This window comes from Vibrio sp. L85, assembly GCF_963871815.1.
Taxonomy (GTDB): domain Bacteria; phylum Pseudomonadota; class Gammaproteobacteria; order Enterobacterales; family Vibrionaceae; genus Vibrio; species Vibrio harveyi.
In genome coordinates, this window is the sequence record NZ_CAWMYL010000022.1 from 251,338 (window position 1) to 274,903 (window position 23,566).

At 44.4% G+C, this 23,566-nt stretch carries 19 protein-coding genes; 13 read left to right on the forward strand and 6 right to left on the reverse strand.

Going from position 1 to position 23,566, the window contains the following annotated elements:
* The first annotated feature begins 191 nt into the window (after positions 1-191).
* Both AACR11_RS05785 and AACR11_RS05790 read left to right on the forward strand, forming a co-directional pair.
* On the forward strand, positions 192-1,736 hold the full coding sequence (locus AACR11_RS05785; protein ID WP_029789414.1) for a YjjI family glycine radical enzyme: 1,545 nt from the start codon (positions 192-194) through the stop codon (positions 1,734-1,736).
* A 21-nt stretch (positions 1,737-1,757) separates the two neighbouring features.
* Positions 1,758-2,639 carry a YjjW family glycine radical enzyme activase gene (locus AACR11_RS05790; protein WP_029789413.1) on the forward strand — a complete coding sequence of 294 codons (882 nt, stop codon included), beginning with the start codon at positions 1,758-1,760 and terminating at the stop codon, positions 2,637-2,639.
* Between the two features lie 16 nt (positions 2,640-2,655).
* On the opposite strand, the gene AACR11_RS05795 is transcribed toward AACR11_RS05790, so the two are convergent.
* Entirely contained in the window at positions 2,656-3,612 is a 957-nt protein-coding gene (locus AACR11_RS05795) for a LysR family transcriptional regulator (RefSeq protein ID WP_045488354.1), read from the reverse strand.
* Between the two features lie 338 nt (positions 3,613-3,950).
* On the opposite strand from AACR11_RS05795, the gene AACR11_RS05800 reads away from it, so the two are divergent.
* Positions 3,951-4,718: a TerC family protein gene (locus AACR11_RS05800; RefSeq protein ID WP_009702297.1), complete on the forward strand. Its 768-nt coding sequence runs from the start codon at positions 3,951-3,953 to the stop codon at positions 4,716-4,718.
* 168 nt (positions 4,719-4,886) lie between these two features.
* On the forward strand, positions 4,887-5,489 hold the full coding sequence (locus AACR11_RS05805; RefSeq protein WP_009698095.1) for a 2OG-Fe(II) oxygenase: 603 nt from the start codon (positions 4,887-4,889) through the stop codon (positions 5,487-5,489).
* A gap of 93 nt (positions 5,490-5,582) precedes the next feature.
* Here AACR11_RS05805 and AACR11_RS05810 read toward each other — a convergent pair whose 3' ends face one another.
* Positions 5,583-6,842 (reverse strand): HD domain-containing phosphohydrolase, encoded by a 1,260-nt coding sequence (locus AACR11_RS05810; RefSeq protein WP_029789412.1) that lies wholly within the window; start codon positions 6,840-6,842, stop codon positions 5,583-5,585.
* 292 nt (positions 6,843-7,134) lie between these two features.
* Here AACR11_RS05810 and AACR11_RS05815 point away from each other — a divergent pair, with 292 nt between their 5' ends.
* On the forward strand, positions 7,135-7,767 hold the full coding sequence (locus AACR11_RS05815; RefSeq protein ID WP_029789411.1) for an SDR family NAD(P)-dependent oxidoreductase: 633 nt from the start codon (positions 7,135-7,137) through the stop codon (positions 7,765-7,767).
* Positions 7,768-7,804: 37 nt separating this feature from the next.
* Here the strand turns inward: AACR11_RS05815 and AACR11_RS05820 are convergent, their stop codons facing one another.
* Both AACR11_RS05820 and AACR11_RS05825 read right to left on the reverse strand, forming a co-directional pair.
* On the reverse strand, positions 7,805-9,175 hold the full coding sequence (locus AACR11_RS05820) for a GGDEF domain-containing protein (RefSeq protein WP_050582043.1): 1,371 nt from the start codon (positions 9,173-9,175) through the stop codon (positions 7,805-7,807).
* 65 nt (positions 9,176-9,240) lie between these two features.
* Positions 9,241-9,738, reverse strand: a complete 498-nt coding sequence (locus AACR11_RS05825; protein ID WP_029789407.1) for a hypothetical protein — start codon at positions 9,736-9,738, stop codon at positions 9,241-9,243.
* Between the two features lie 162 nt (positions 9,739-9,900).
* On the opposite strand from AACR11_RS05825, the gene AACR11_RS05830 reads away from it, so the two are divergent.
* The 8 genes from AACR11_RS05830 to AACR11_RS05865 all read left to right on the forward strand — a co-directional run bounded on the left by AACR11_RS05830 (position 9,901) and on the right by AACR11_RS05865 (position 20,624).
* Complete coding sequence (locus AACR11_RS05830) at positions 9,901-11,094, forward strand: iron-containing alcohol dehydrogenase (RefSeq protein WP_029789406.1); 1,194 nt, start codon at positions 9,901-9,903, stop codon at positions 11,092-11,094.
* A gap of 174 nt (positions 11,095-11,268) precedes the next feature.
* Positions 11,269-12,474, forward strand: coding sequence for an aromatic amino acid transport family protein (locus AACR11_RS05835; RefSeq protein WP_009698092.1), 1,206 nt, complete (start codon positions 11,269-11,271; stop codon positions 12,472-12,474).
* Between the two features lie 259 nt (positions 12,475-12,733).
* Positions 12,734-13,858 carry an HD-GYP domain-containing protein gene (locus AACR11_RS05840; RefSeq protein ID WP_079325596.1) on the forward strand — a complete coding sequence of 375 codons (1,125 nt, stop codon included), beginning with the start codon at positions 12,734-12,736 and terminating at the stop codon, positions 13,856-13,858.
* Between the two features lie 99 nt (positions 13,859-13,957).
* On the forward strand, positions 13,958-14,173 hold the full coding sequence (locus AACR11_RS05845) for a hypothetical protein (protein WP_005433984.1): 216 nt from the start codon (positions 13,958-13,960) through the stop codon (positions 14,171-14,173).
* Between the two features lie 374 nt (positions 14,174-14,547).
* The gene (locus tag AACR11_RS05850) at positions 14,548-15,312 is read left to right on the forward strand and encodes an ABC transporter ATP-binding protein (protein WP_005444434.1); all 765 of its coding nucleotides are present in this window, start codon (positions 14,548-14,550) and stop codon (positions 15,310-15,312) included.
* Positions 15,313-15,324: 12 nt separating this feature from the next.
* Positions 15,325-16,209, forward strand: a complete 885-nt coding sequence (locus AACR11_RS05855) for an ABC transporter substrate-binding protein (RefSeq protein ID WP_017819471.1) — start codon at positions 15,325-15,327, stop codon at positions 16,207-16,209.
* A complete protein-coding gene (fhuB, locus tag AACR11_RS05860; RefSeq protein WP_009699514.1) occupies positions 16,209-18,185 on the forward strand; it encodes a Fe(3+)-hydroxamate ABC transporter permease FhuB in 1,977 nt (658 codons plus the stop codon). Before AACR11_RS05855 ends, fhuB begins: the two co-directional genes overlap by 1 nt.
* Before the next feature lie 216 nt (positions 18,186-18,401).
* Positions 18,402-20,624: a TonB-dependent siderophore receptor gene (locus AACR11_RS05865; protein ID WP_029789403.1), complete on the forward strand. Its 2,223-nt coding sequence runs from the start codon at positions 18,402-18,404 to the stop codon at positions 20,622-20,624.
* A 44-nt stretch (positions 20,625-20,668) separates the two neighbouring features.
* On the opposite strand, the gene AACR11_RS05870 is transcribed toward AACR11_RS05865, so the two are convergent.
* Positions 20,669-21,217: an MSHA operon transcriptional regulator gene (locus AACR11_RS05870; protein ID WP_005442115.1), complete on the reverse strand. Its 549-nt coding sequence runs from the start codon at positions 21,215-21,217 to the stop codon at positions 20,669-20,671.
* A 495-nt stretch (positions 21,218-21,712) separates the two neighbouring features.
* On the reverse strand, positions 21,713-23,440 hold the full coding sequence (locus AACR11_RS05875) for a DUF3466 family protein (protein ID WP_029789402.1): 1,728 nt from the start codon (positions 23,438-23,440) through the stop codon (positions 21,713-21,715).
* Positions 23,441-23,566: the final 126 nt, after the last annotated feature.

Below are 23,566 nucleotides of genomic sequence, written 5' to 3' on the forward strand. Positions count from 1 at the left end.
CTAAGTTATTAAAACTTAGGCTAAATTAGCAAAACCTTATTTCCAAAATGGAAATCAACTTTTTGGTTTTTTTCATTAGTGGCAAAGACTCTCAAGGCGTAGAATTCAACGCGTCCTTTCAACCAATGCTCAAAAGTGAGCAAACGATTTGAAAGGACGTATTCGTTGTATTTTCTCCAGGAACATCTTAGATGACTCAAAGCCTTTCTGATCTTCAGCAGCGTTTCCTTGCTATCGCGACCGATAGCAACTTATCTCCAAAACAGAAATCAAACTTTCTTGCTTTGGAAGCCGAAGCCACAATTCCATATATGACCGTCTCTGACGAGGTAAGGCAAGCGATGCAGCAAGGCGTCATATGTGACATGTTTGAAGGTCACGCGCCATTTAAGCCGCGCTATGTTTTGCCTGATTACGCAAAATTTCTTTCTCAAGGTTCTGAATACTTGGAGTTAGCTCCAGCAGAAGATTTTGATGATGCGATCAACATGTTGACCATCATTTATCATCACGTGCCTTCGGTAACCAACATTCCCGTTTACCTTGGTCAACTTGATGACGTGCTAATGCCTTACGTGGGTGACCTAACTGACGAGCAAATATACAAAAAACTGAAACACTTCTGGGTCATGCTTGATCGCACATTGCCAGACGCGTTCATGCACGTGAATATTGGTCCTACGGACAACATCATTTGTCGTACGATTTTGAAAGTTGACGCAGAGCTAAAACAGATCGCGCCAAACTTAACGTTCATGTACGACAAAGCAGTTACACCAGACGACCTGTTAAAACAAGCAACACAAAACATTTGTGAGTGCAGCAAGCCGCACATCGCAAACTACCCAATGCATGTGAGCGCGTACGAAGGTGGTCGCTTTGGTATCGTGAGTTGCTACAACTCTCTGCCATTGGCTGGTGGTTCAAACACGTTAGTGCGTATGAATCTAAAAGAAGCGGCGAATCGTGCAGATAACCGTGAAGATTTCTTCAACAACGTTCTGCCAGAATACCACGGTTTGATGGTTGAGTTGATGGATGCTCGAGCTTCACATTTGCATGAGAAATCTGAATTCTTTAAAGGCTTTCTAACGCAAGAAGGTCTGATCGAAGAGTCTCGTTTTGCGCCAATGTATGGCATTTATGGCATGGCAGAAGCGGTAAACGTATTGCTAGAGAAAGAGGGCAATGCGAGTCGTTATGGTCAAGACACAGCGGCAAATGAGCTAGGTCATAAGATCTCTGCGAAGTTGGCTGAATTGGTAGAAAACACATCAGTGAAATTTGGTTTGGAAGGCAAAGCGCTACTACACGCGCAAGGTGGCATCAGCTTAGATTTGGATGTGACGCCGGGCGTACGCATTCCTTACGGCAACGAACCAGATCCAGTGTCTTACGTGCAAGCGACGGCAGGTCATCACCAATACTACCGTTCTGGCATCAGTGACATTCTGACTATCGACGAAACCGTGAAATCGAACCCAGAAGCGATGTTCAACCTATGTAAAGGCGCATTGAATGCTGGTTACCGCGAGTTTACGGCAAACGTGGCATCGAACGACTTGGTTCGCGTGACGGGTTACATGGTGAAGCTGTCTGATATCGCGAAATACGGTGCAGAAGGTTCACGTACTAATACTACATTCCTAGGCGCAGAAGCGGCGAAGAACACCGGTATTTTGGAGCGTTCACCACGTGTGGTGAGTCATGAAATGTCACCGACTTACGCTAAGTAATCGGTGACGGATAAGAATAAGATGGCTAGACGATCGGAACACCTCTTGGCTAAGGTAACTCGTATCCTTCCGTTCTCTTGTGTTGATGGACCTGGAAACCGTCTAGTCATCTTTCTACAGGGTTGCAACTATCAGTGCATCAACTGCCACAATCCGCACACAATCAATCACTGCAACCATTGTGGGGATTGTGTGAGCGAGTGTCCTGTTGGCGCACTGAAGTTCGACAAAAGCAACAACGTTGTTTGGCTTAAAGAGGAGTGCACCCACTGCGATCGTTGTATAGAGATATGTCAGCACCAATCTAATCCAAAAATTACTGACTACTCTGTGGAAGCAATGCTCGATTTGATACGAAAACAGCGCTTTTTTATTAGCGGTGTGACGGTATCCGGTGGGGAATCTACCTTACAGCTTCCTTTCATTATTGCGCTGTTTAGAGGGATTAAACAGGACCCTGAATTGCAACATCTTACTTGCTTCATTGATAGCAATGGCTCTTTATCTACCGCAGGTTGGGAAAAAGTCCTACCGTATATGGATGGGGCGATGATCGACCTAAAATCGTGGCAAAGTGAAACGCATCACTGGTTAGTTGGGCGGGATAATCACCGTGTATTTCAAGCAATTCAGTATTTAGCCGAAGCAAGCAAGTTGTATGAAGTGCGTTTACTGCATATTCCAGGTAAGAGCGATCTCGATACGGAAGTCGCAACAGTTGGGCACTATCTGCAAGCGTTACCTGAATCAGTCAACATTCGTTTGAACGCGTTTCAGCATCATGGTGTAACCGGCGAAGCCCTTGGCTGGGAGAAATGCTCTCAGGATGAAATGGAGCGCTTCCACGCTCAATTGAGCCAATTCGTTAGCAGACCAATGACCATGCCATCGGTCTATGTGTAACGTAGCGGGGATAACTTTAGAGTTTATTCACTCTTGGTTTGCTGCATCCTCCTAAGGTTTCACAAGCCTTAAGCACTTGTTGTTGTAGCCATCTTAAAGCGGGATCGTTGAGGCTCGCTTTGTTCCACACCAAGCTATACGCCACTTGTCCATATTCGAACGGCAATGGTCTTTCTACTAATCCTTTCGCTTGTAGTGCCATTTGTGCCCAAAGCTTTGAACAAGTGAACAGATAATCTGAGTGGTGACACATCACAGCTGCGGACCCAAAGTCCGCCACGTGCATCGCGATACTGCGTTTGGCGTAGCGCTGAGTTAAGTTCTGCTCAAAGTAAGGTTGAGATAAGTCTTTATCGTGAATGCCAATGTGCCTAGCACACAAGTAGTTTTCTACCGAGAGATCTTCTTTTGACAATGGGTTGTTACTGCCCATCAAACAGATCATCTCATCTTCCAAAATCGTCTGCCAAACCAAGTCTTTATTATGCGTAGGTGGTTGGCTGATATCGTGCGGCAGAATCATAAAGTCCACTTGTCCACGGATTAAAGAATCAAAACTCATCTGCTCTTTCGCGTAGACGTTCAATTGTGCTCGACTGCCCATTTGTTGAGATAGGTTTTGTAGCATTGGTGCGAAAATTTCAAAGGTACTTTCACGCATCGCCAAAGAGAAGCGACCCTCGTAATACGCAGGATTGAATGAACCTTGATAAAGCAAACCGTTCATACTGGAAAGAATGCCGTGTACCGAAGGACCGATGTTTAAAGCAAACGGCGTTGGGACTAAGCGAGTGCCATCGCGGTAAAAAAGGTCATCTTTAAGAATGTCGCGCAATTGGCTTAGCGTTTTACTCACGCTAGAAGGGGTCACGCAAAGCTGTTCTGCTGCTTGAGTCACACTGTGTGTTGTGAGCAACATGTGCAATACGGTGAGGTGTTTAAGGCTAATGCGTGAGAGTGTTATGTAATCCATTCGTAAGACTAACTAGTGTGATTTTTCTCAGTATATCAAAGATTATTGTGAAACATTTTTTTACGATTGTTGAAGCACGCAAAAAGAGGTGTTTCTTTTCGTGTTCTATATAAAGATTTGGCTCAACTGGGCACTTTATGGGGGTGAGTAGTGGTAATAACCCTTAGAGGACGAAAGATGGTTGACATAAGCCTGACAAAATAGGGGATTGCGAACAAATAGGAGAGGTGATTTACTCAACTTTCCTAAGTAACAGAGGTTTAAATAAACTTAATGGACGACCCCTTTAGTCGACTGAACAATTCACTGTATGGCTTCCAATCATCGGAGGCGTACTCATGTTAGAACTTTTCATGCAACCAGAAGCGTGGGCTATCTTCGCTACCTTGTTTGCTCTTGAAGTTGTCTTAGGCGTTGATAACGTCGTATTCATCTCCGTTCTGTGTGAACGATTACCACAACACCAGCGTAAACTTGCCCGAAACCTAGGTATCGGTCTTGCCGTTATGGCTCGCATTGTTTTGGTGTTCTCGATCTCTTGGATCATGCAGCTTACTCAGCCGTTAATCAGCTTTAGCGACTACGCATTTACTGGTCGTGATTTGATTATGATTGCAGGTGGTGCGTTCCTATTGGCGAAAAGCTTGAAAGAGTTGTGGAGTTGGTTAACGCATACAGAACACGGTCACTCGACTCATGTTCGTACTGGTCTTGCCGTGGTTTTACTGCAGATCGTTGCAGTTGACGCTGTGTTCTCAATGGACTCGGTGATCACCGCAGTTGGTTTAACGAGCGAGGTACCTATTATGGTGGCGGCAATCATCTCGTCAGCAATTGTAATGGTATTAACGGCGGAGAAAATCAACAATCTAGTGACGCGTTACCCGGGCTTTAAGACACTTGCTCTACTGTTTCTAGTATTGCTAGGTGGTCTGTTGATGGCAGAAGGTTTTGCTATTCACATCAACAAAGGTTACGTGTATTTCGCGATGGCGTTTGGTCTAGTGTTGGAAATGTGTCATATCCAGCTAAAGAAAAAACAACGCCCAGTGATTCAGCGAATTCGTCCAATCCGGCCTCGTTCTGTTGCGCTTCAAACTCGATAATTGAAACGTAGCAACTGAACCAAACTGAGCCGCTCTTGAGAGCGGCTTTTTTACGTCTGTATTCTGCGAATTGTGTGGATTTGTCGTGTCGATAGAAAATGGAATTTGTTGTTGTAGCACGGATTTCTTATATAGACCGCCCAAACCTATACGAGTGAACAAAATAGAATGAACAAACTGATCGACGCGTTATCGACGCACGGATACTACATCTGGGATGATTTTATTTCTCAAGAGGAAGTGGCTGAGCTGCGTGACTGTATTCCTGATGATTGGAAGAAAGCACGTATTGGTCGTAACGACGACGTGACTCGTATTGAAACCATTCGCAGTGACAAGATCCAATGGTTGAAACGCGACATGGGTGCACCAGTGGCGTCTTTCTTAGATAAGATGGAAGAGATCCGTTTGGAAGCAAACCGTCATTTCTTTCTAGGCTTGTTTGAGTACGAAGCGCACTTCGCGAAATACGAGAAAGGTGACTTCTACCAAAAACACCTCGACTGCTTTAAGGGCAATGAAAACCGCCGCCTAACCACGGTGTTCTACATGAATGAGTCGTGGAGCGAAGAAGATGCAGGTGAGTTGGTGGTGTACGATTTGAATGACAACAAAATTGCGACTATTCCACCGCGTTCTGGTCGTCTGTTCGTATTCCTATCTGAGCAATTCCCACACGAAGTGTTGCCGACAAACGCTGAGCGATTCAGTATTGCAGGTTGGTTCCGTATTAACGGTGTCAAAGATAACCAGCTCGACATCGCTCACTAGACCTTATTATTGTGGTCGCGTTGAAATACGTTTGAAATAACAAAGGGACGCCAATCTGGTGTCCCTTTGTTTTATCCTGTTTACGGCTCGGCGTTAAGCTTGAGTGGAGAGCTCATAACACGTTTGCATGTGTGATGACAAAACTCGATATACATCAGAACAGAGCTTACCTGATTTGATCTGCTCATCCATGATGATGGCGATTTCTTGTTGCGTCATGCGTCCACGGTAGGGACGATCTTGAGAAAGTGCTTGAAAGACATCTGCGACCGCAATAATGCGCGATGGTACGTCCAAGGCTTCACCTGTTTTATGGTAGGGATAACCTGAGCCGTCTAAGCGCTCGTGATGATTGGAAGCCCATTCAGCAATTTTGGCGGTAGGAAACACTTTATGCAGTGCTAACTCTGTGTCCACGGTGTGACGTTTAATTCGAGTGTATTCGTGCTGGTCCAGCGGTCCTTCCTTATGAAGGATCTCATCCGGAGTTTTGAGTTTACCAATATCGTGAACGAGTCCAGCAATAAAAATCATCTCTTGTTCGTGCTCATCCAACTCCATTTTCTTCGCCAAGTAACGAGACAGTTCAGCGACCTTTTGTGAATGTTGATAAGTAAAAGGGCTCTTGGCATCAACAATACGAGCTAAGAACAAACCCAAACTGTTCATGTCTTCTATGGTTAGTTGTTTTTGCAGCCAGTCTATATTCTCAAATTGAAGTCCAATCGTTTCGATATGCTCTGACTCCATCGCAAACCAAAACGCATCTGTCATGATCAATTGAACCATCGCGTCGCACATGTCTGGGTTAAACAGCGTGCCCGCATTTGCCATTACACACTCGGCAATCAGTTCCTCATGCAAGGTGACAAGGTCGCTATGGCAGTTAGATACGTAATACGCACGCATAAAATCGAGACGATCAGAAAGGTAAAGCAGTGCAGCTACGTCTTTTTCAAATGTCGGAAGATCGATCTGTTCGAGTTCTTTCCAGTGCGTATGATGATAAAGAATTGGCGTTGCGAATTGAGTGAGCAACCGACATTGCTTAAGCGTGTGGTAGCCACGGATGCAGTGCGCTTTGGCGTCTTGAGGAACAAGCTGTTCAAGCAGCATCATGTGCTCGCGGGTCTCAGAAACTCCGCAGTCGTGGATCATGCCAGCAAAGTAACAGAACTCTGCTTTTTTGATGTCCCAACCTAAGGTGATCGCACATTGATAGGCAATATAGGCGACTCGATGGCTATGGTGTGTATCGTCTACGCCTACGTAATCTAACGCACGCGCTACCCAGATCAGGGCTTGTTTTAGATCGACTTCAAACCCCGAGATGGAGTGGGAAGATTGCTTCATTGTAATTACCGACGTTTTTACTCGCCTGTGCTTATTTTATTTTGATTTTTTAGGGGAATGCGACAGCGAACTGATACCTAAAAAGGGTGCACATGGCTTAGTTATAGTTATGCCGAGAATAATACTGCTTGTCGCACGTAAAATTCATCCGAAGCCCAGAACTCTTGGTCATTTCTTTGAACTACGTATTGATTTCGAAAGATTTTTCCTTGTTCGATTGACTTCCTTTGAAAACCACACAAATAGTGATGTAAAGTATTCTCATTATCATGTGTATTGTGAAAGGTAAGTTATGAAAAGAGTCGTTATATGGGGCGCGAGCAGTGGTCTTGGTTTGGCAATTGCGCAGTATTTTGCTGATAAGGGTACTCAAGTGATTGGCGTAGCAAGAAATCCAGATAAGAATCCGGAATTGAAGGCGATATGCCACTCGACCTTTACGTGTGATGCAACGGTAGCGACTGAGGTGAATGCGGTTGTCGAGCAGCTTAATCAAGATGACATCATCATCAGTACTATGGGCAGCTTTCGTGCGGATGTTCCGGTGGATTATCTTGGTCATCGCCATCTTATCGATGCTGCATGCCACGCTTCACTGAAGCGTTTTGTATTGGTGACGTCTCTCGGTTGTGGTGACAGCTGGCAGTATCTTTCTGAACGCTCTAAAGCAGGCTTCGGCGGTGTCGTCCGGGAGAAGTCATTGGCAGAAGCATGGTTACAGACTAGTGATTTGGATTACACCATTATTCGCCCAGGTGGTCTTAAAGATGGTGACGTGACAGGCAACGGTGTTTTGGTCGAGCCGAAAGAAGTGCATGGATTGGTATATCGTCAAGAAGTTGCTCGTTTGATTTTTGACATGCTTGAAGACGGCAGAGGAAGCGGAGAGATCTTCCATTGTGTCGATCCAGAGTTAACGTACTAAATGTGCTAATCGAATGAATCAAAAACAGGGAGAGTGTTTAGGCGCTGTCCCTGTTTTCATTTGAATACAATGCGACTCGGTCTCGCCCTAAATTTTTAGCAGCATACAGTGCCTCATCGGATTCATCTAGCAGCCCGTTTGGGTTGATCGCATCAGCTTGAGTTCGTTCAGAAAGACTAACTCCTATAGAGACTGTCAGATATTTAGGTTCCGGTTCATCTTGATGAATAATCTTGAGCTGCTTTATTCTTCCTCGTAACTGATTGCCTTTTGCGATCGCTTCTCTGGCATCATGTACTGGCGCTAATACAACGAACTCTTCACCACCCAGTCTCAATGCATAACCATGGCTTTGAGCGGCAAAAGATTCCAAGGCGTCGGCGACGCGCTTAAGCGCTTTGTCTCCCTCTAAATGCCCTCTATGGTCATTAAACTCTTTAAAGTGGTCTATATCGATAAAAAAACAGGCGATAAACGTTTTATTAGCTTGATAGCACAGAGAGCGGAACGAGGCTTCAAGTGAACGCCGATTGTACAAGCCGGTAAGAGGATCGTGCTTAACCATTTCATCTAACTCTCTGTTTTTTCTTACTACTTTATCTACAAGAAGGCTAAATGCGCGAGCAAGATCGCCTATTTCGTCTTTTCTCTTCATGTTAGGTACTTGCAATAGGCTTATAGCCTCAAAGTTCTGACGCATAAATGTCGATAAGTTCTTAATAGGAGAGGAAATATGGTAAGACAATAAGAGCAAGAGAGGATATGAAATCATCATGCCCAGAACAAGTTCGCGAATAGAGTCCATCAAAAATGCATCACGTATGTCACTAACCAGTTCGATGTCATAAAGCAGTTCGATATTACCTTGATTATTCCCTGTTAATGGCAAAGTTATGTAGAGAATATTCTTGTCGAAACTGAGATGGCTTTCTCCAACGATACGACAGGGTGCTAGGTCTAGCGTGTAGTTCTTTTTCAACTCCTGACTGAGGTGGAATTGGTTTTGAGCGTCATTAAGGCGCGCGAGCAGATAGTTCACTTTAATACTGGACTTTGAACCAGCATTTTTAACGGAGGTTAATCTAGCAATGCGTTGCTCCAAGTCTTGCTCAAACGTGGGAGGGTAGTCAGTCCGCCAGATTTCGTCTGCGTTGCGATTATAGGTAACAGACATGGGAGTATTAGTTACAGAGGAATAACCATTGACGTAAAAATAACGGAGATCAGTATGCATTTTTAATTGGTTTTTAAAGCTAGGCAGCATTAGGTTGGCATAGTTACCCCCGTGCACCGCGTCACTCACATGGTGAACAAGTGCACTTGCGCTTTGTTCGCGAGAGGTAATCGTCGTCTTTACGATCGTGTCCATTGAGTTATGAAAATTGTAGTAACCCAAACCGCCGATCATGAGAATGACGAGAACAAAATGCGATAGGAATATCTTTATTCTTATTGAAGTTCCCACGTGATGAATTACTCATTAAACACATCAATAATCGGAACGGCACAAGTTCCGTTTATGCAAATGTCCTTATATCCGTTATGACATCGATAGCAAGCTTCGACCCTTAATGATGGATGGCGATCTGATATGTCATTGCCTCGTCGATCATAACTCCCATAAAGTGCCTCACCAGCCAGATGCTCGGTGACAAAAATAATGTCCTCCTCTTCGTAAATTGCGACAGCGGTTAGACCGTCGGAGTAAGGACCATGGTTTTTATAGGCTTCGACTTTGTGTCTAGGAACATAAATATTCAAGTTGGTACCTTTGCCTTGATTGGTCCAGTTGTACATTTTCACTGTTTCTTGAATGAAGGTTGGTGTACTTGGCGGCAAAACGACATTTCTTCCTGGTATAACACTTTGTTTTACCAGTACTAGTTGCTCAAAGTTGTTAGGGAAGCTCGCTAACGAGTTTCCGAAAGCAGAGCTTGAAAAAGCAAGCAAAACAAACAGCTTATATTCCATAGCTCGCCCTTATTCATTAGTACTTAAGTTATAGAGTAGTAGATAAAAATTGGTTTTGATGGGTTAAAAACTGAGACACATCAATACAAAATTCTGTGAACTCCTCACTCGAATTGAGTAGAAAAGCAACTAGAATAAAAGCTCAAAACAAAAGGACTTGTTATGTTAAAACATCTGCTTTATCGCGGTTATACCAATGGTTTGAAAGCCGCCGCCTATGTACTCCCTCTCCCTAAACCGACATTATTCTCTGGTGCTGGCAGCCTCCATGAATTGACGGAGGCGATTGCTGATCTTGGTTTTAAAAAGTTGCTTCTTGTGACTGATGACGGCTTAGTAAAAATTGGTATGGCGGAGCAGGTAATAGAAAGCGCGAAAGCCAGAGGTTTAGACGTTGTGCTGTTTTCTGAAGTAAAACCAGATCCCACATACGATCAAGTAGAGACTGGATTAACGATGTATTTCGACTCAGGATGTGACGCGATTTTAGCGCTTGGCGGTGGTTCTGCCATGGATTGTGCCAAAGTTATTGCTGCCCGGGTGACAAACAGGAAATCCATTAAGAAGCTTGCTGGTTTGTTTCGTGTGTGGAGAACTCCTGCGCCTTTATTCGTGATTCCGACGACGTCTGGTACTGGATCTGAGGTGACGATTGCCGCTGTTGTTTCCGAACCAGACACCCACCACAAAACTCCATTAATGGATCCGAAATTGGTGCCTTTAATGGCCGCATTGGATGCGAATTTACTGGTTGGTTTACCGGCAAAGATAACGGCTGATACGGGTATTGATGCGTTGACACACGCGGTAGAAGCTTTCATTTCCCGTAATGCGACTGTTGATACCAAAGCCTATTCGATTGCGGCTATTAAGCTTATCTTCAAGTACTTACCTCAAGCCGTAGAAGACGGAAGTAATATTGAGGCTCGAAACAAAATGGCAATGGCGTCTTACTATGCTGGGTTAGCCTTCACCAAAGCGAGTCTTGGTTACGTTCACGCATTCGCGCATAACTTGGGTGCCAAGTATGGCATACCTCACGGAATGGCGAATGGTCTTGCTTTGCTCCCTGTCCTTCGATTTTCTTTCTCTGAGATTGAGCCACAACTGACAGCCCTAAGTGAAGCCTTGATCGGAACGCAAGGTGAGGATAGAGCGAGTGCACAAGATTTCATTCATAGGCTAGAAGATTTGTATAACGCAATTGGCATCGAACAAACATCGCCACTGTTGCAATCCTCTGATACTGGAGAGTTAGTGAGTTTGATCCTTAAAGAAGCGCACTGGAATTATCCTGTTCCTAAATTTATGAATGAAGAGGAGTGCGCCCAATTGCTTGCAGAAATTAGAGTTTAAAAAAGTTATGTACACTTAAGTTTACGCGTGTGGATTTTTATCCTTACACTTTGCTTGATCTTATTAGAAAGATCCTACAGAATCGTCATCATTCCAAATATGGTGTTAGGTTTGGTATGCCGTTGCCCGATCTGATGCTGATAAATCTTATAAAGCTGTAAAGATAAATATACAATGAGTCGATCTAAAGTGTTTGGTAGCACCCTGATTATTGCTGGGACTACGATTGGTGCTGGCATGCTGGCGCTTCCTCTTGCCTCTGCTGGCATTGGTTTTTCTACCTCTTTAATTATTATGCTGGGGCTATGGGCGTTAATGGCGTTTACTGCGTTGTTGATGCTGGAGCTTCACCAATATGCGGACAGCAGTGCAACTCTTCATACTCTAGCGAAACAAATTCTTGGTCAGAAGGGCAAATGGGTTGCAAGCTTTGCCATGCTCTTCTTGTTCTACTCATTGTGTGCTGCTTACATTGCGGGTGGTGGTGCTCAGTTTGGTGACCGTCTGACAGAGTGGTTTGGTCTGGATATTTCTGGCTCGACTTCAACCATCATCTTTACCCTTATCGTGACCATGGTTGTGACAGTGGGCACTGGCACTGTAGACAAAGTAAACCGCGTGCTGTTTGGTCTTAAAATGGTGACCATGATTGCAGTCTTGTCATTTCTTGCGCCAAACGTGACCGAATCTTACTTGCTAAGCATGCCAATAGAGCAAGGTCTTGTCGTTGCCGCTATTCCAGTAATCTTTACCTCTTTTGGTTTCCACGGCAGTATCCCAGCTATTGTTAACTACCTCGACGGTGACACGTCGTCTCTGCGTAAAGCGATCATCGTTGGCTCTACAATTCCGCTCGTGATCTACATTTTCTGGCAAATTGTAACGCTTGGTGTAGTAAGCCAAGATACCTTGATTGAAAACGGTGGTTTGAGCGCATTGATTGGTCAACTGTCTCAAACTGTTCACCAGTCAAATCTTGGTAGTGTGGTAGGCGTATTTGCTGACCTTGCACTTCTGACGTCTTTCCTAGGTGTGAGTTTGGGTCTGTTTGAATTCTTGGGTGACACGATCAAAGGTGACAGTGAAAAGCCAAACCGTTTGGTTGCAGCAGTGATCACATTTACACCACCACTAGGCTTTGCATTGTTTTACCCGCAAGGTTTCATCATGGCGCTAGGTTATGCTGCAATTGCTTTAGCTATTCTTGCTATCTTCCTACCGCTAGTGATGGTGGTAAAGGTGCGTCGCTCTGATGAGTTTACGGGTGAATACCGTGTGGCAGGTGGACAAGGAGCACTATTAGTAACAGGTATCGCTGGTACTGGTATTGTGATGGCGCAGCTACTCATTACTTTGGGTGTTCTTCCTGCGTTGGGTTAATCACCAAACGGATTGATATCGGAAAACTCAATTTGCATAAAACAGCCAGTGCTCAAAATAGCACTGGTTTTTTTTGATCTGGATTAAATTACCGTAGAATATTCGGTGAAAAGATTGGCGAAAAACTGTTTTTATTTCGTACACTTAAGTTGTGGTATGTCGATAATTTAGGTGGAGAAAAGCCGCTCTAATCACATCAAATACGCTGACTTTCATGAGCCTTTTCTTCTGGTTTCTCTACTTGGTGTGGAGGTGAAGTATGGCGCACCGGAGTTTTTACCCGTTTGCAAAACCGCTCAATGAGCAAATGCAAACTTTGAAGAATAGGATGCAGGCACATTTACCGTGTGTCGATAGGGTGTCTTTTGCTAAGTATCACCCTAAACAAGGCATGCTTAAATCTTTTGCCGAAAGTGAGTTCGACACTTGGTGTTTGGCTCATCACGAAGCGCCACTTCGAAAACTGCACAACCTGAGCATTGCTGCAGACAATGCCATCCCTCGTCTTGTTAACGATCTTTACGACATCAACCACTGTCCACGTATTCAAACCTTGTTGAAACAAGGCTACCACTCGTCTGTCGCTATTCCTTGTTATGACCGTCAAACCTTTACTGGGTTTGTGTTTCTCAATTCGATTCAACCCAATGCGTTTAGCGTCGAGGCTTTAAATGGGCTAAGACCCTATTTTGAGATGGTGCAATTTGCCGTTGAATCTGAAGACCACGTCGTCAATGCGATTGAAATCTTGGCAGAAAGAATGCAGTGCTTGATGCCAGGGTATTCGCCGGAAGTTTACTCGCACACTAAGCGTATTGGTATGTACGCCCAATTAATTGCGACAGAGCTTGCCGATGTTTATCAATTTAGTGATGAAGTTGTCGAGCAAATTGGAATGTTCACTCGTTATCATGCTTTGAGTGAAATAGAACTCCCTGCTGATGTGGTATGTAATCGCCGATGTGTGAATGCAGAGCAAGAAGCGCTGCTATCTGAGCATATTGAACAATGTGTTGAGTCAGCAGATAACATTGTGGCGAGAATTGGTAATCCAGTTCATCCGAGTGTCACTTTATTTCAGCAAATTACGTCTTACCAATATGAAAACCTCGATGGGTCTGGCTATCCACATGGGCTAGATCGTTCAGGGATTCCTATCGCCGCTCAAATCGCGGCAGTTGCTAATGTGTTTGATGTCATGACCACCCATCATCCATATCGTCAAGCGTGGTCAATCCCGTATGCCTTGTTAGAGCTTGAAAAACGCGTTTACCAAGGCTTGTTATCCCGAGAATGCGTGAATGCTTTGCGCGAACATCAAGGCTACTTAAAACAAATTATTCATAAGTACCCAGAGCATTATGCTGGCATGGGGTTAATGTGAAAGTAGAGGAGCAAACCATGAAAGGAATCAAAATATTGACTAGGAGGTCGGAATAAATAATACTGTATATGTATACAGTAATTCGTTTGGAGGTGAAGTATGTTGTGGGAAACCCTAGAAAGAGTAAACCGCTTACGCCAACAAGCACTTGCGAATGCTGAATTCGTAGAGTCGGCAAAGGAACATGAAGAAGCTTTGCATGACCAAGAGTATCACTACCAACCAAGAAAGCGTTCAGCCAAAGACAAACAAGGTAAGAAGTCGCTGGCCGATATCTATAAAGAAGTAGAGTTTGGCGCTGACGCTCGTCATTAACTGGTTCAACAACGCTGCGGCTCTCATCCAATTTTTCTTATCGTCGCAGCTTAACTTATTCCTTGAGCGAGCATTGCGAATAGCGATGCTCGCCGCCGATAGTCCTCATTTCCAATCCCTATTTCATTTCGTTTTAAATGGCTTTTCCCCTTGCTTCTGACGTGCTTTTTGTAGCGAGAATGTGCTCCCAATAAGATTTATAAAATTATTTATTAATGATAATGACAATGGTTTGCATTTGTATCTTTGCTGTTATATAAAGCCAAGCTTATTAATCGTTTTGTTGAATAAAATTATAAAACGTAACGGGAAGGTAGACGGCAAAGCGAAGTTTCACCAGCCCCGAGACGTAAATAGGATTAGGTGAAGTAGGGATGTTAGAAGCCAAAGCACTCCAATTCGATATTGACGGTAAGTCTTTGTTGAAAGCATTTGATTTGACGTTTGAAACTGGAAAAACGTACGCGCTTGTCGGACACAATGGTTCTGGCAAATCCACACTTCTCAAGCTGCTCGCTCAGCAACAACCATACAGTGATGGCGATATTTTGCTGCATGGTGACAACATCAACCGTTTATCGGCAAAGAAATTCGCCCAGCACATCGCTTACCTTCCTCAGCACTTACCCATGACCGACAGCATTCTCGGTCGAGATTTAGTGAGCTTTGGTCGTTACCCTTGGCATGGTTTATTAGGACGGTTGAGTACAAAAGATAAAACCATCGTGGAAGAGGCGATGGAAATGACAGGAACATCCAAATATGCCGATCGCCTTGTTGACACGCTTTCGGGTGGTGAGCGCCAACGAGTATGGCTTGCGATGTTACTCGCACAGAAAACCGAATACCTGTTGCTTGATGAGCCCTTGTCTGCGCTCGATATTAGTCATCAGGTCGATATGCTTTCTTTGATCTCTAAACTTAGTAAGGACTTAGGTTTGGGGGTCATCATCGTATTGCATGACATTAACTTAGCTGCACGCTTTTGTGATGAGATTGTCGCACTGCACCAAGGCGACTTGATAGCGCAAGGTGACGTTCAACAAGTATTTACCGAGCCTAAGTTGCAGCAAATCTATGGCATTGAAATGCGTATTTCTGACCATCCTGCTGGGTATCCAGTAGCGATGCCAAGCTAAGTGGGGTCAACAATGGATTGTAAGCCGCTTATTTCATTGCTGAAGCGACTTGTTTGGGCGACAAGTCTTGCTTTTCCTCTGTTTGCTCATGCAGTTGATAAGACGCCATCACCACGAGTGATGTCGGTGGATTGGACACAGACCGAAACCATGCTTGCACTCGGTGTTGTTCCGGTTGGCGTCGCACAAGGGCAAGATTATGACGCATGGGTGAAAGCCCCAATATTACCAAAACAAACAAAAGATGTGGGTTTAAGAACGCAACCCAACATTGAGCGTATCTACGAGCTCAAACCCGACCGTATTTTTATTGCCCCTTATTTTTCTGCGATGGAAAGCCGATTAGCGGAAATTGCGCCTGTTACAACGATAGATCTTTACGGGCAGGGAATCACGGATTGGTCGGTATTGACTCAATTCACTCGTACTTTCGGCAAAGAATTGGGACGAGAGGTAGAAGCAGAAACGTTTATTGAACAGTCAGAGGCACAGCTTGCCTCACTCAAAGAAAAAGTCGACCAAAATTCAGCGCCATTATTAATGGTCCAGTTTATGGACACTAAACACGTGCGTGTCTTTGGCGAGAACAGTTTGTATTCACAAGCAATAAACCAGCTTGGTCTCTCTAATGCGTGGACGGAAAAAACCAATAGCTGGGGTTTTAGTATGGTCGGTATCGACAAACTCGCGGGAATAAAAGCGCAGATCGTTATTGTGGATCCGCTTCCTCATGGTGGAGAGCAACAGTTGGCACAAGACCAATTTTGGCAATATATCGTAGAACAATCAGGTCACCCTGTTATGCGCGTTGATCCTGTTTGGAGCTTTGGTGCCATGCCCTCTGCGGTTCGCTTTGCTCATTTAGTCGCTGCGGCAAAAGAGAAGGAGCACTTCTAATGAGAGCTTTTCCTTTATCCTTAGTGATCTTACTTTCTATGTTTACGGTGTCGGTTGGAGCGTTACATCTGAGTCAAACCACCGCCTTTTCCAATGGTTTAGCAAGCCTTTGGCAGCCTGATTTCCAGTCGATAAATTCCGTTCTTCTTCATTTTAGCTGGTGGCCACGCGTATTTACGACGGTGATCTCCGGAGCGGGCTTGGCAGTTGCTGGTGTGTTGATGCAACAGGTTCTACGTAATCCGTTGGCATCTCCTACGACTTTAGGCGTTGCGAGTGGGGCGAACTTTACGCTCATGCTTGCCACGTTATTCACACCTTGGATGCTGGACTTTTCTGCCAATTTAGTTGCTTTGGTTGGTGGTATCACTTCAATGGGGCTAGTGATGTTGTTGTCTTGGCGACGGGCTCTTTCTCCGACCGTTGTTGTTGTTTCTGGCTTGGTGATCAACTTGTATTTTGCTTCTCTGAGTACGGTCATTTTGATGATGAATACGGAGAAGCTCAATGGACTCATGATCTGGGGAGCAGGCTCCTTAGTTCAAAGTGGTTGGGATGATTTCAGCTATCTTGCACCAAGAGTCGCCATTGCTGCACTAGTGGCATTTTTGTTTGCTAAACCTTTGAGCCTTTTGGAGCTATCAGAGCAAGGAGCAAAGAGCTTAGGTGTGTCGCTAGCGAAGCTGCGCTTTGTTTGCCTTGGCTTAGCGGTGCTTATTACTTCTTGGGTTGTGGCGACGGTGGGTATCATCGGTTTTATCGGTCTTGCTGCGCCAGCTATTACACGCTTGATTGGCGTGCATAAGATTCAGCACAAACTTTGGATCTCAATGTTGATTGGTGCAATGCTTTTGACCCTCACCGATTTAGTCATTCAACAATTACCGGGTTTGATGGCGAGCTTTATTCCAACAGGAGCTGCCACTGCCGCGTTAGGCGCACCACTGTTACTTTGGTTACTACCTCGATTATCACAAAAGACGCAAGGGCATACGCAAACCGTGCTCACTCGTCACTCGGAGCGCGTCAACAAACTTAACAAACACGCTATCACATTTACTTTGTTGATCATCTTGGCGGGCATCGTGCTCTTCAGCACCGTTTCAGTTCAGAACGACGGCTGGACATCGCTTTTCTCTACCCATGAATGGCTATTTTTGGAATGGCGCACACCTAGGCTTTTAGCCGCGGCGATGGCCGGGGCTATGTTGGCGATTGCAGGAACCATGATTCAGCGATTAAGCGGCAACCCGATGGCTAGCCCGGAAGTGATTGGTATCAGCTCAGGAACTGCAATGGGCTTGATCATTGCTATGTTTACTGGCGTTGGTGCATCGGTTGTGACTTTGTCTATTGGTGGCTTGATTGGTGCCTTGTTGACGGTACTAATCATTGTCTTGTTGAATAGAAAATCTGGCTTCCAACCAGAACGAATCTTGCTGACAGGTATTGCCATTACTGCACTCATGAATGCCATCCAGAGTTTTATTTTGGCAACGGGTGACCCACGCAGTTATCAAGCATTGGCTTGGCTTTCAGGCTCGACGTATTACGTGTCAATGGACACGCTGCTCCCGCTCGCTCTTTCTGCCATTGTGTTTATTGGTTTGAGTTTTGTTTGTGTTCGCTGGTTAGATATTTTGCCGATCGGGGCTTCTTCTTCTAAAGCTCTCGGTCTCAAAGTTGACCGTTCTCGTGCCATTTTACTATTGCTTGTGGCTTGTCTTACTGTCAGCGCGACTTTGGTTGTTGGTCCTATTAGTTTCGTCGGTTTGCTTGCGCCACATTTGGCACGTTTGTTTGGCTTTAATAAAGCATCGCAACACATGCTATGTGCCGCCTTGCTTGGTGCAGGTGTGATGCTATTGGCTGACTGGATGGGCAGACAGGTGCTTTATCCGCAAGAGATCCCTGCAGGATTGGTGGCATCTCTTATTGGTGGTTTGTATCTGATGTGGGGACTACGTCGACTGTAACGACGATTTGGCTTCATTCCTCACATATCAAAACAATAAAAATCTAGAACTGGGTGATCGCTCTCATCACCCAGTTTGTGATGCTAGCAAAGCACGTCCTGTGTTTTTGCATTTAAGGAAAATCAGTGGTTATGCCGGAACCAACCCGTGTGGGCTTGTCTATTCGCTCAATGCATAAAAGGTTGGAAAGGTTGCCGACAAAAAAGGAGAAAAATGATGAATCGGCAGTTTATGCTAACACCCGCAGCAGTGGCTATTGCGATGGTGCTAGTAACCCCTCAAGTGCTTGCTCAAGAAGATGAAAACATTGTTGTAATTGGTCTACAAGAAGACAGTGCCGTTGGTCCTGATTTTAGCTACCTTGGTGCGAAGAGTCGTACTGCAACGAAGATGGATTTAGCGATCAACGAAACGCCACGCGCTGTTTCCGTTGTGACTCGTGAGCAAATGGATGACCGCGCATCAATCAGTGTCTCAGATGCACTGCAATATACGCCAAGCATTCAAACCAATTATTTTGGTGAAGATAACAAGCAAGATTGGTTTATTATCCGTGGTTTTAAGCAGGCGAATAGTGGCTTATATCAAGATGGAACTCGTCTGTATTCATCTGGATTTTACAGTTGGCAGATTGACCCGTTTGCATTAGAGCGAGTGGAAGTGCTTCGTGGCGCGGCCTCTGTGCTTTATGGTCAAAACCCTCCAGGTGGTGTTATCAATTTAGTGAGCAAACGCCCTCAGTTTGATGGTGGCTCTGGTCAGGTGTCGGTGGAGTATGGTTCTGAAGATCGCAAACAGATTTCTCTGGATGTGAACTCAGAAGTGAATGAGAAGCTTGCTGTTCGTGTGCAAGGTTTGGCGCGAAAGAACGGCACACGTGTTGATGGCGTTGAGGCCGAGCGTTTCCTTATTGCTCCTTCACTGACTTACAAGTTCACTGATACGTCAGAAATTACTTTGCTGACCAGTTACCAAAAAGATGATTCTGACCCATACCTCCAGTTCTTACCTGTAGAGGGAACATTGAAGCCAAACAAAAACGGTAAGATAAGCGATAGTCTTGCGGTCGGGAACACGGATTGGGAAACGTTTGAACGCGAACAGCTTTCTGTTGGTTACGAGTTTGCACATATGTTCAATGACACGACTTCTTTTGTTCAGTCGACTCGTTATAGCCAAATGGATGTCAACCTTCGACAAATGTATTCGTACGTCTATGCTGCTGACGTCCCAGGATTAGGTCCGCTGCTTGATCCTTTGAATGAGCGCAAAAGCATCCTGCGTGCGGCCAGTACAGAAGAGGGCTCTTCTGATGCTTTCAATATTGATAACCGCTTGATGCACAACATGCAATGGGGAAGTGTTGAACATAACCTCATGGTTGGTATTGACTATCAGATGGTCAGTATTGATGGTAAAGACTTTGCAAGCGACCCATTGGTGGCTGATGGAAATTCACTCTTAACCACGCCTATTGGAATCTTGCCAGATCCGCGTTTTGATGTTTTCAACCCAAGTTATTCGAACAATGTTTGGTTGCTAGACCCAACAACGCTTCAGCCTTTGACTGACGCCGACAAGCAGCGAACAAAGGTTGATAACGAGCAGCTTGGTATCTATCTACAAGACCACATTCTGGTCAATGACAAGTGGGCGGTTCTTCTTGGCGCACGTTATGATAATACGAGCAATGAGGTTCACAATGTAACGACAGGCTCTCGAACTAAAGTTGATAATGAAGAGTGGACGTTTAGCGTAGGTACTGCATACATTTCAGAGGCTGGTTTTACGCCATACTTTAGTTATTCGCAGTATTTTGATCCTATTATTCAGCAAGACAGTGCAGGCAAGCCTGCGAAGCCAGAAAGTGGAGACCAGTTTGAAATCGGTGTGAAATACCAACCTCGTACGTTCGATGGCTACTTTAATATTGCAGCTTACCAAGCAACGAAAGAGAACCTTGCTCGAATCCACCTCAATCAGTTAACTCAAATTGGTAAAGTAGAAAATAAGGGTATTGAATTTGAAGCAGTAGCAAATGTGACCCCGTCACTGACATTGCTTGGTAACATTGCTTATGTGGATTCTGAAATCAAAGAAGATGTGAACGCAGCATGGGTGGGCAATTCTCCATCTCAAGTGGCGAACACGGTATCATCCGCTTGGGCGCATTACCGTTTCCTAGAAGGGACACTTGATGGCTTAGCTGTTGGGCTTGGGGCGCGTTACACCGGTGAATCATACGGCGATAACACTGAAACAATTAAAGTGCCGGGCTACTTCTTGATGGATGCGACGGTGAGCTACCGTATTGGTGATTACAAGTTGCAAGTTGCAGCTAAGAACCTAGCAGATAAAGAGTATGTCGCGACATGTGATGGCTTTTGTTGGTACGGTGGCCGTCGTAATGTCATCGCGAGCTTAACCTACGATTGGTAAATATTAGTGTGAAACAAAAATCCCCCGAATTATCGGGGGATTTTTTAGAAATCAGCTTTGCGCACGTAATGAGGGTTTTTGTACTTTTTCTCGGGACCAAAGGTAGAAACCACCAATTTATTCCATAACGCTTTATCGAACTCGCCTTTTGGGATTGAAGGGTAGAGCGTTTCTTCCTCTTCTCTTGCAAAGTTCATGTACTGTTTTTTCTTGATTTGGTTGTACTTTTTAGCAATCTGATTGTGCTTTCTTACCCACTCAAGCTTGTACTCGCGTAATACCTTCTCACCTTTGTCCGCATCCATTCGAGATAAGAATAGGCGTTTGTAAGAAACCTTTCTGTCCAGCATGGTACGCATGACGGTTTGAATGTATTTACCGTGATGAGTAATGGTGATGTCATTCTCATCGATAGGCGTGATGCACCAACTCTTTGGTAAAAAGCTTGGTTTCTTAAATTGCTTATTACGTTCCATTAGCACCTGATGAAGAACCAAATCAGATGTGCCGCGGAAGGTCTTTTGCCACTTAGCGATTCGAATTTGTAGCGAACCTGGCAAGCGATAGATGTTAGTAAACTTATCTTGGTCCATGGACTTCAGTCATGAAATTAACATGCAATAGGAAAATTGATAGACGCGAGTCCCGGCAAGCAGAATGAATCCACTTTGCTGAGGGAAAACGTGTCGGTAATTAGCGCGATTTTACAACGACATCGCTCAAAATAGCGAGGGGTTATGTCAATAATAGGTAAGAAATAAAAAAATTGTTTAGATTATGAATAGAATCAGGTGGTTTTATGGGGATTTTAACCTGAACATCTCCAAAGTAACCTTAGTGTACTTCCGACTTTGTAAAAGGAAAGGGACGTCAGTTTCGAGTCTTCATCAAAAGCTCAAAGCTAGGGCGTAAATCTCATTAGCCTTGCCTGTTCTGAACTTCAAATAGAGTTTTAAGCTCATGAACGCCCCATTTCTGTTTTAATTGGTTGTTCAGAAACAGGGGAGTCACCATTGTCATCTACGATGTGTTTTTAACGAGGAGATAAAAAACGTGCTTTCACGTTTTTAACTTGCTCCAATATTTTCCTATTTAATGTTTATTTTTCTTGTCTTAACGTTTCTTGTAATTGAAAGAATAATCAACCCGAATGCGGTAAATAGCCCCAAACCCGCGCCATTACGTTTCGTTGGTGTTTTTTCAACATCCCTAGGTACAATATTCTTCGCTGTTTTTCCTTTAATTGGAATTAATTTAACCGCAACGACTTCTTCCTTATCTGAACAAGTCGCATTATTGGCGGTGGTTTTATATCCAGAATGACACTTCAGCGCTGTTGCAGAAATAATGCCCGCATCATTAATGTCGCTCGCATCGATAATTCTGAATCGGTTATTTTCTTGGGAGTAAGAGGTGGACGAAGTATCGCTTGAATCTGAACCGTTTGTTAAATCATCCAAATACCACGCTTTTCCATCAAACAGCGTTTTTGCTCTTTCACTGACTTTACTATTTTTTGCATAAGGCAAGATAAACGCCCGTTGTCTACGTGGTTTGCCTTTCGATGCGCGTACCTTTTCTGCATCCACTCTGCCGACAATTTCATTGTATGTATTGATTGCACCCATTTTTCCACTCGCACCGTCAAAGAAGATCCCGGATTGCAAATAGTTGGCTCGCAATGTTTTTGCTCTTACATCATTGACGACGAATAAACGGTTGGGCGCAGAACCTGTTGGCATTAAATACTGCCCTGAACGTTTCGCTTCACCAATCGCAACGAAGTTAGAGTTAACGCCGGTTAACCTTGAATTGCTATGCAGTGTTTTGTTTTTAATTCGTTGCTGTGCCCCGTCCACGGGTTTGTTGACCCAATCTTCTTTTTTATTAAGGTCGCCAACAAAGACGGTGGCGTCCATGTAGTTGTCTTTCTGATACGAGTTGTAGCCGACGCCATAGACAGTACTACCATCAGTAACAAAGTCTCGCATGCTACCTTGGGCAAGTCTTTTGCCGCCTTTGAGTCGTTTGCTTTGCCATTCGAGTTCTATCGCATTTCCTTTGTCATCCCATATTGCAGCTTTAGAACTGTGGTTCGATCCTGATTTTCTCGCCACGCTGCCAACAGTGATAGTGCCATCTGTTGCCCATGCACGGGTTGCGACTATGGCTGCTTGATCGCCTGCAGTAGTAAAGTTTGGTTTAACTGTTGAAATGGTGTCTTTAGAGTCTAATCCAGTCGCCACCGTCCCAATTGACTTTGCGTCTTTTGTTAAAGCATTAACCACGCTGTTTTTGGTATTTGGGTTAAAGAGAGGGAAGGCTGTGTTGTGGTCACCTTCTACGTATGCGGTTACTGTTGGCTCAGATGCTTCATTGTGACCCAATGACCATGCTTGCCAGAGTGTGCTCGCCCACGCTGAACAAATCTTGTATTTTTTTTCGTTGTCACAGTATCGTTTAAAACCAGATTCACTACCTCGATATGCAAAGCTAGAATCCATTGCAAAAGGTACTTCTTCTCTCAGTTCAGATACATCAATAGGTTTCCCCTCTAGCATAGCCGTTGAGCGAACATCGAGTGCTATTTTGAATTTACTGGCATCACAATTCGCTTCTTTTTCAAAGCAACCGAGTGAGTAAGGTTGTCCAGTAATTGGATCATTAATGTCTCCACTTTGAATCGCGGAACCAAATGAAGATAAATTAGTGTTATCGGGAACGACTTGCACTACTTGATATAGTGCAGCTTGTGAACTTATTGAAAAACCAGCAGTAGCAAGCGCTATAAACTTAATATTCGCTTTGAAACTCATCCATCCAATTCCTATCATTCTAAATAATGTTTTCGGTAATATGTGACCAAGGAATTTATAGATAATTCATTATTGAACGGTGTTTTTTTGTATGTGTTCACGTACAAAAAAATACATAAAAATACA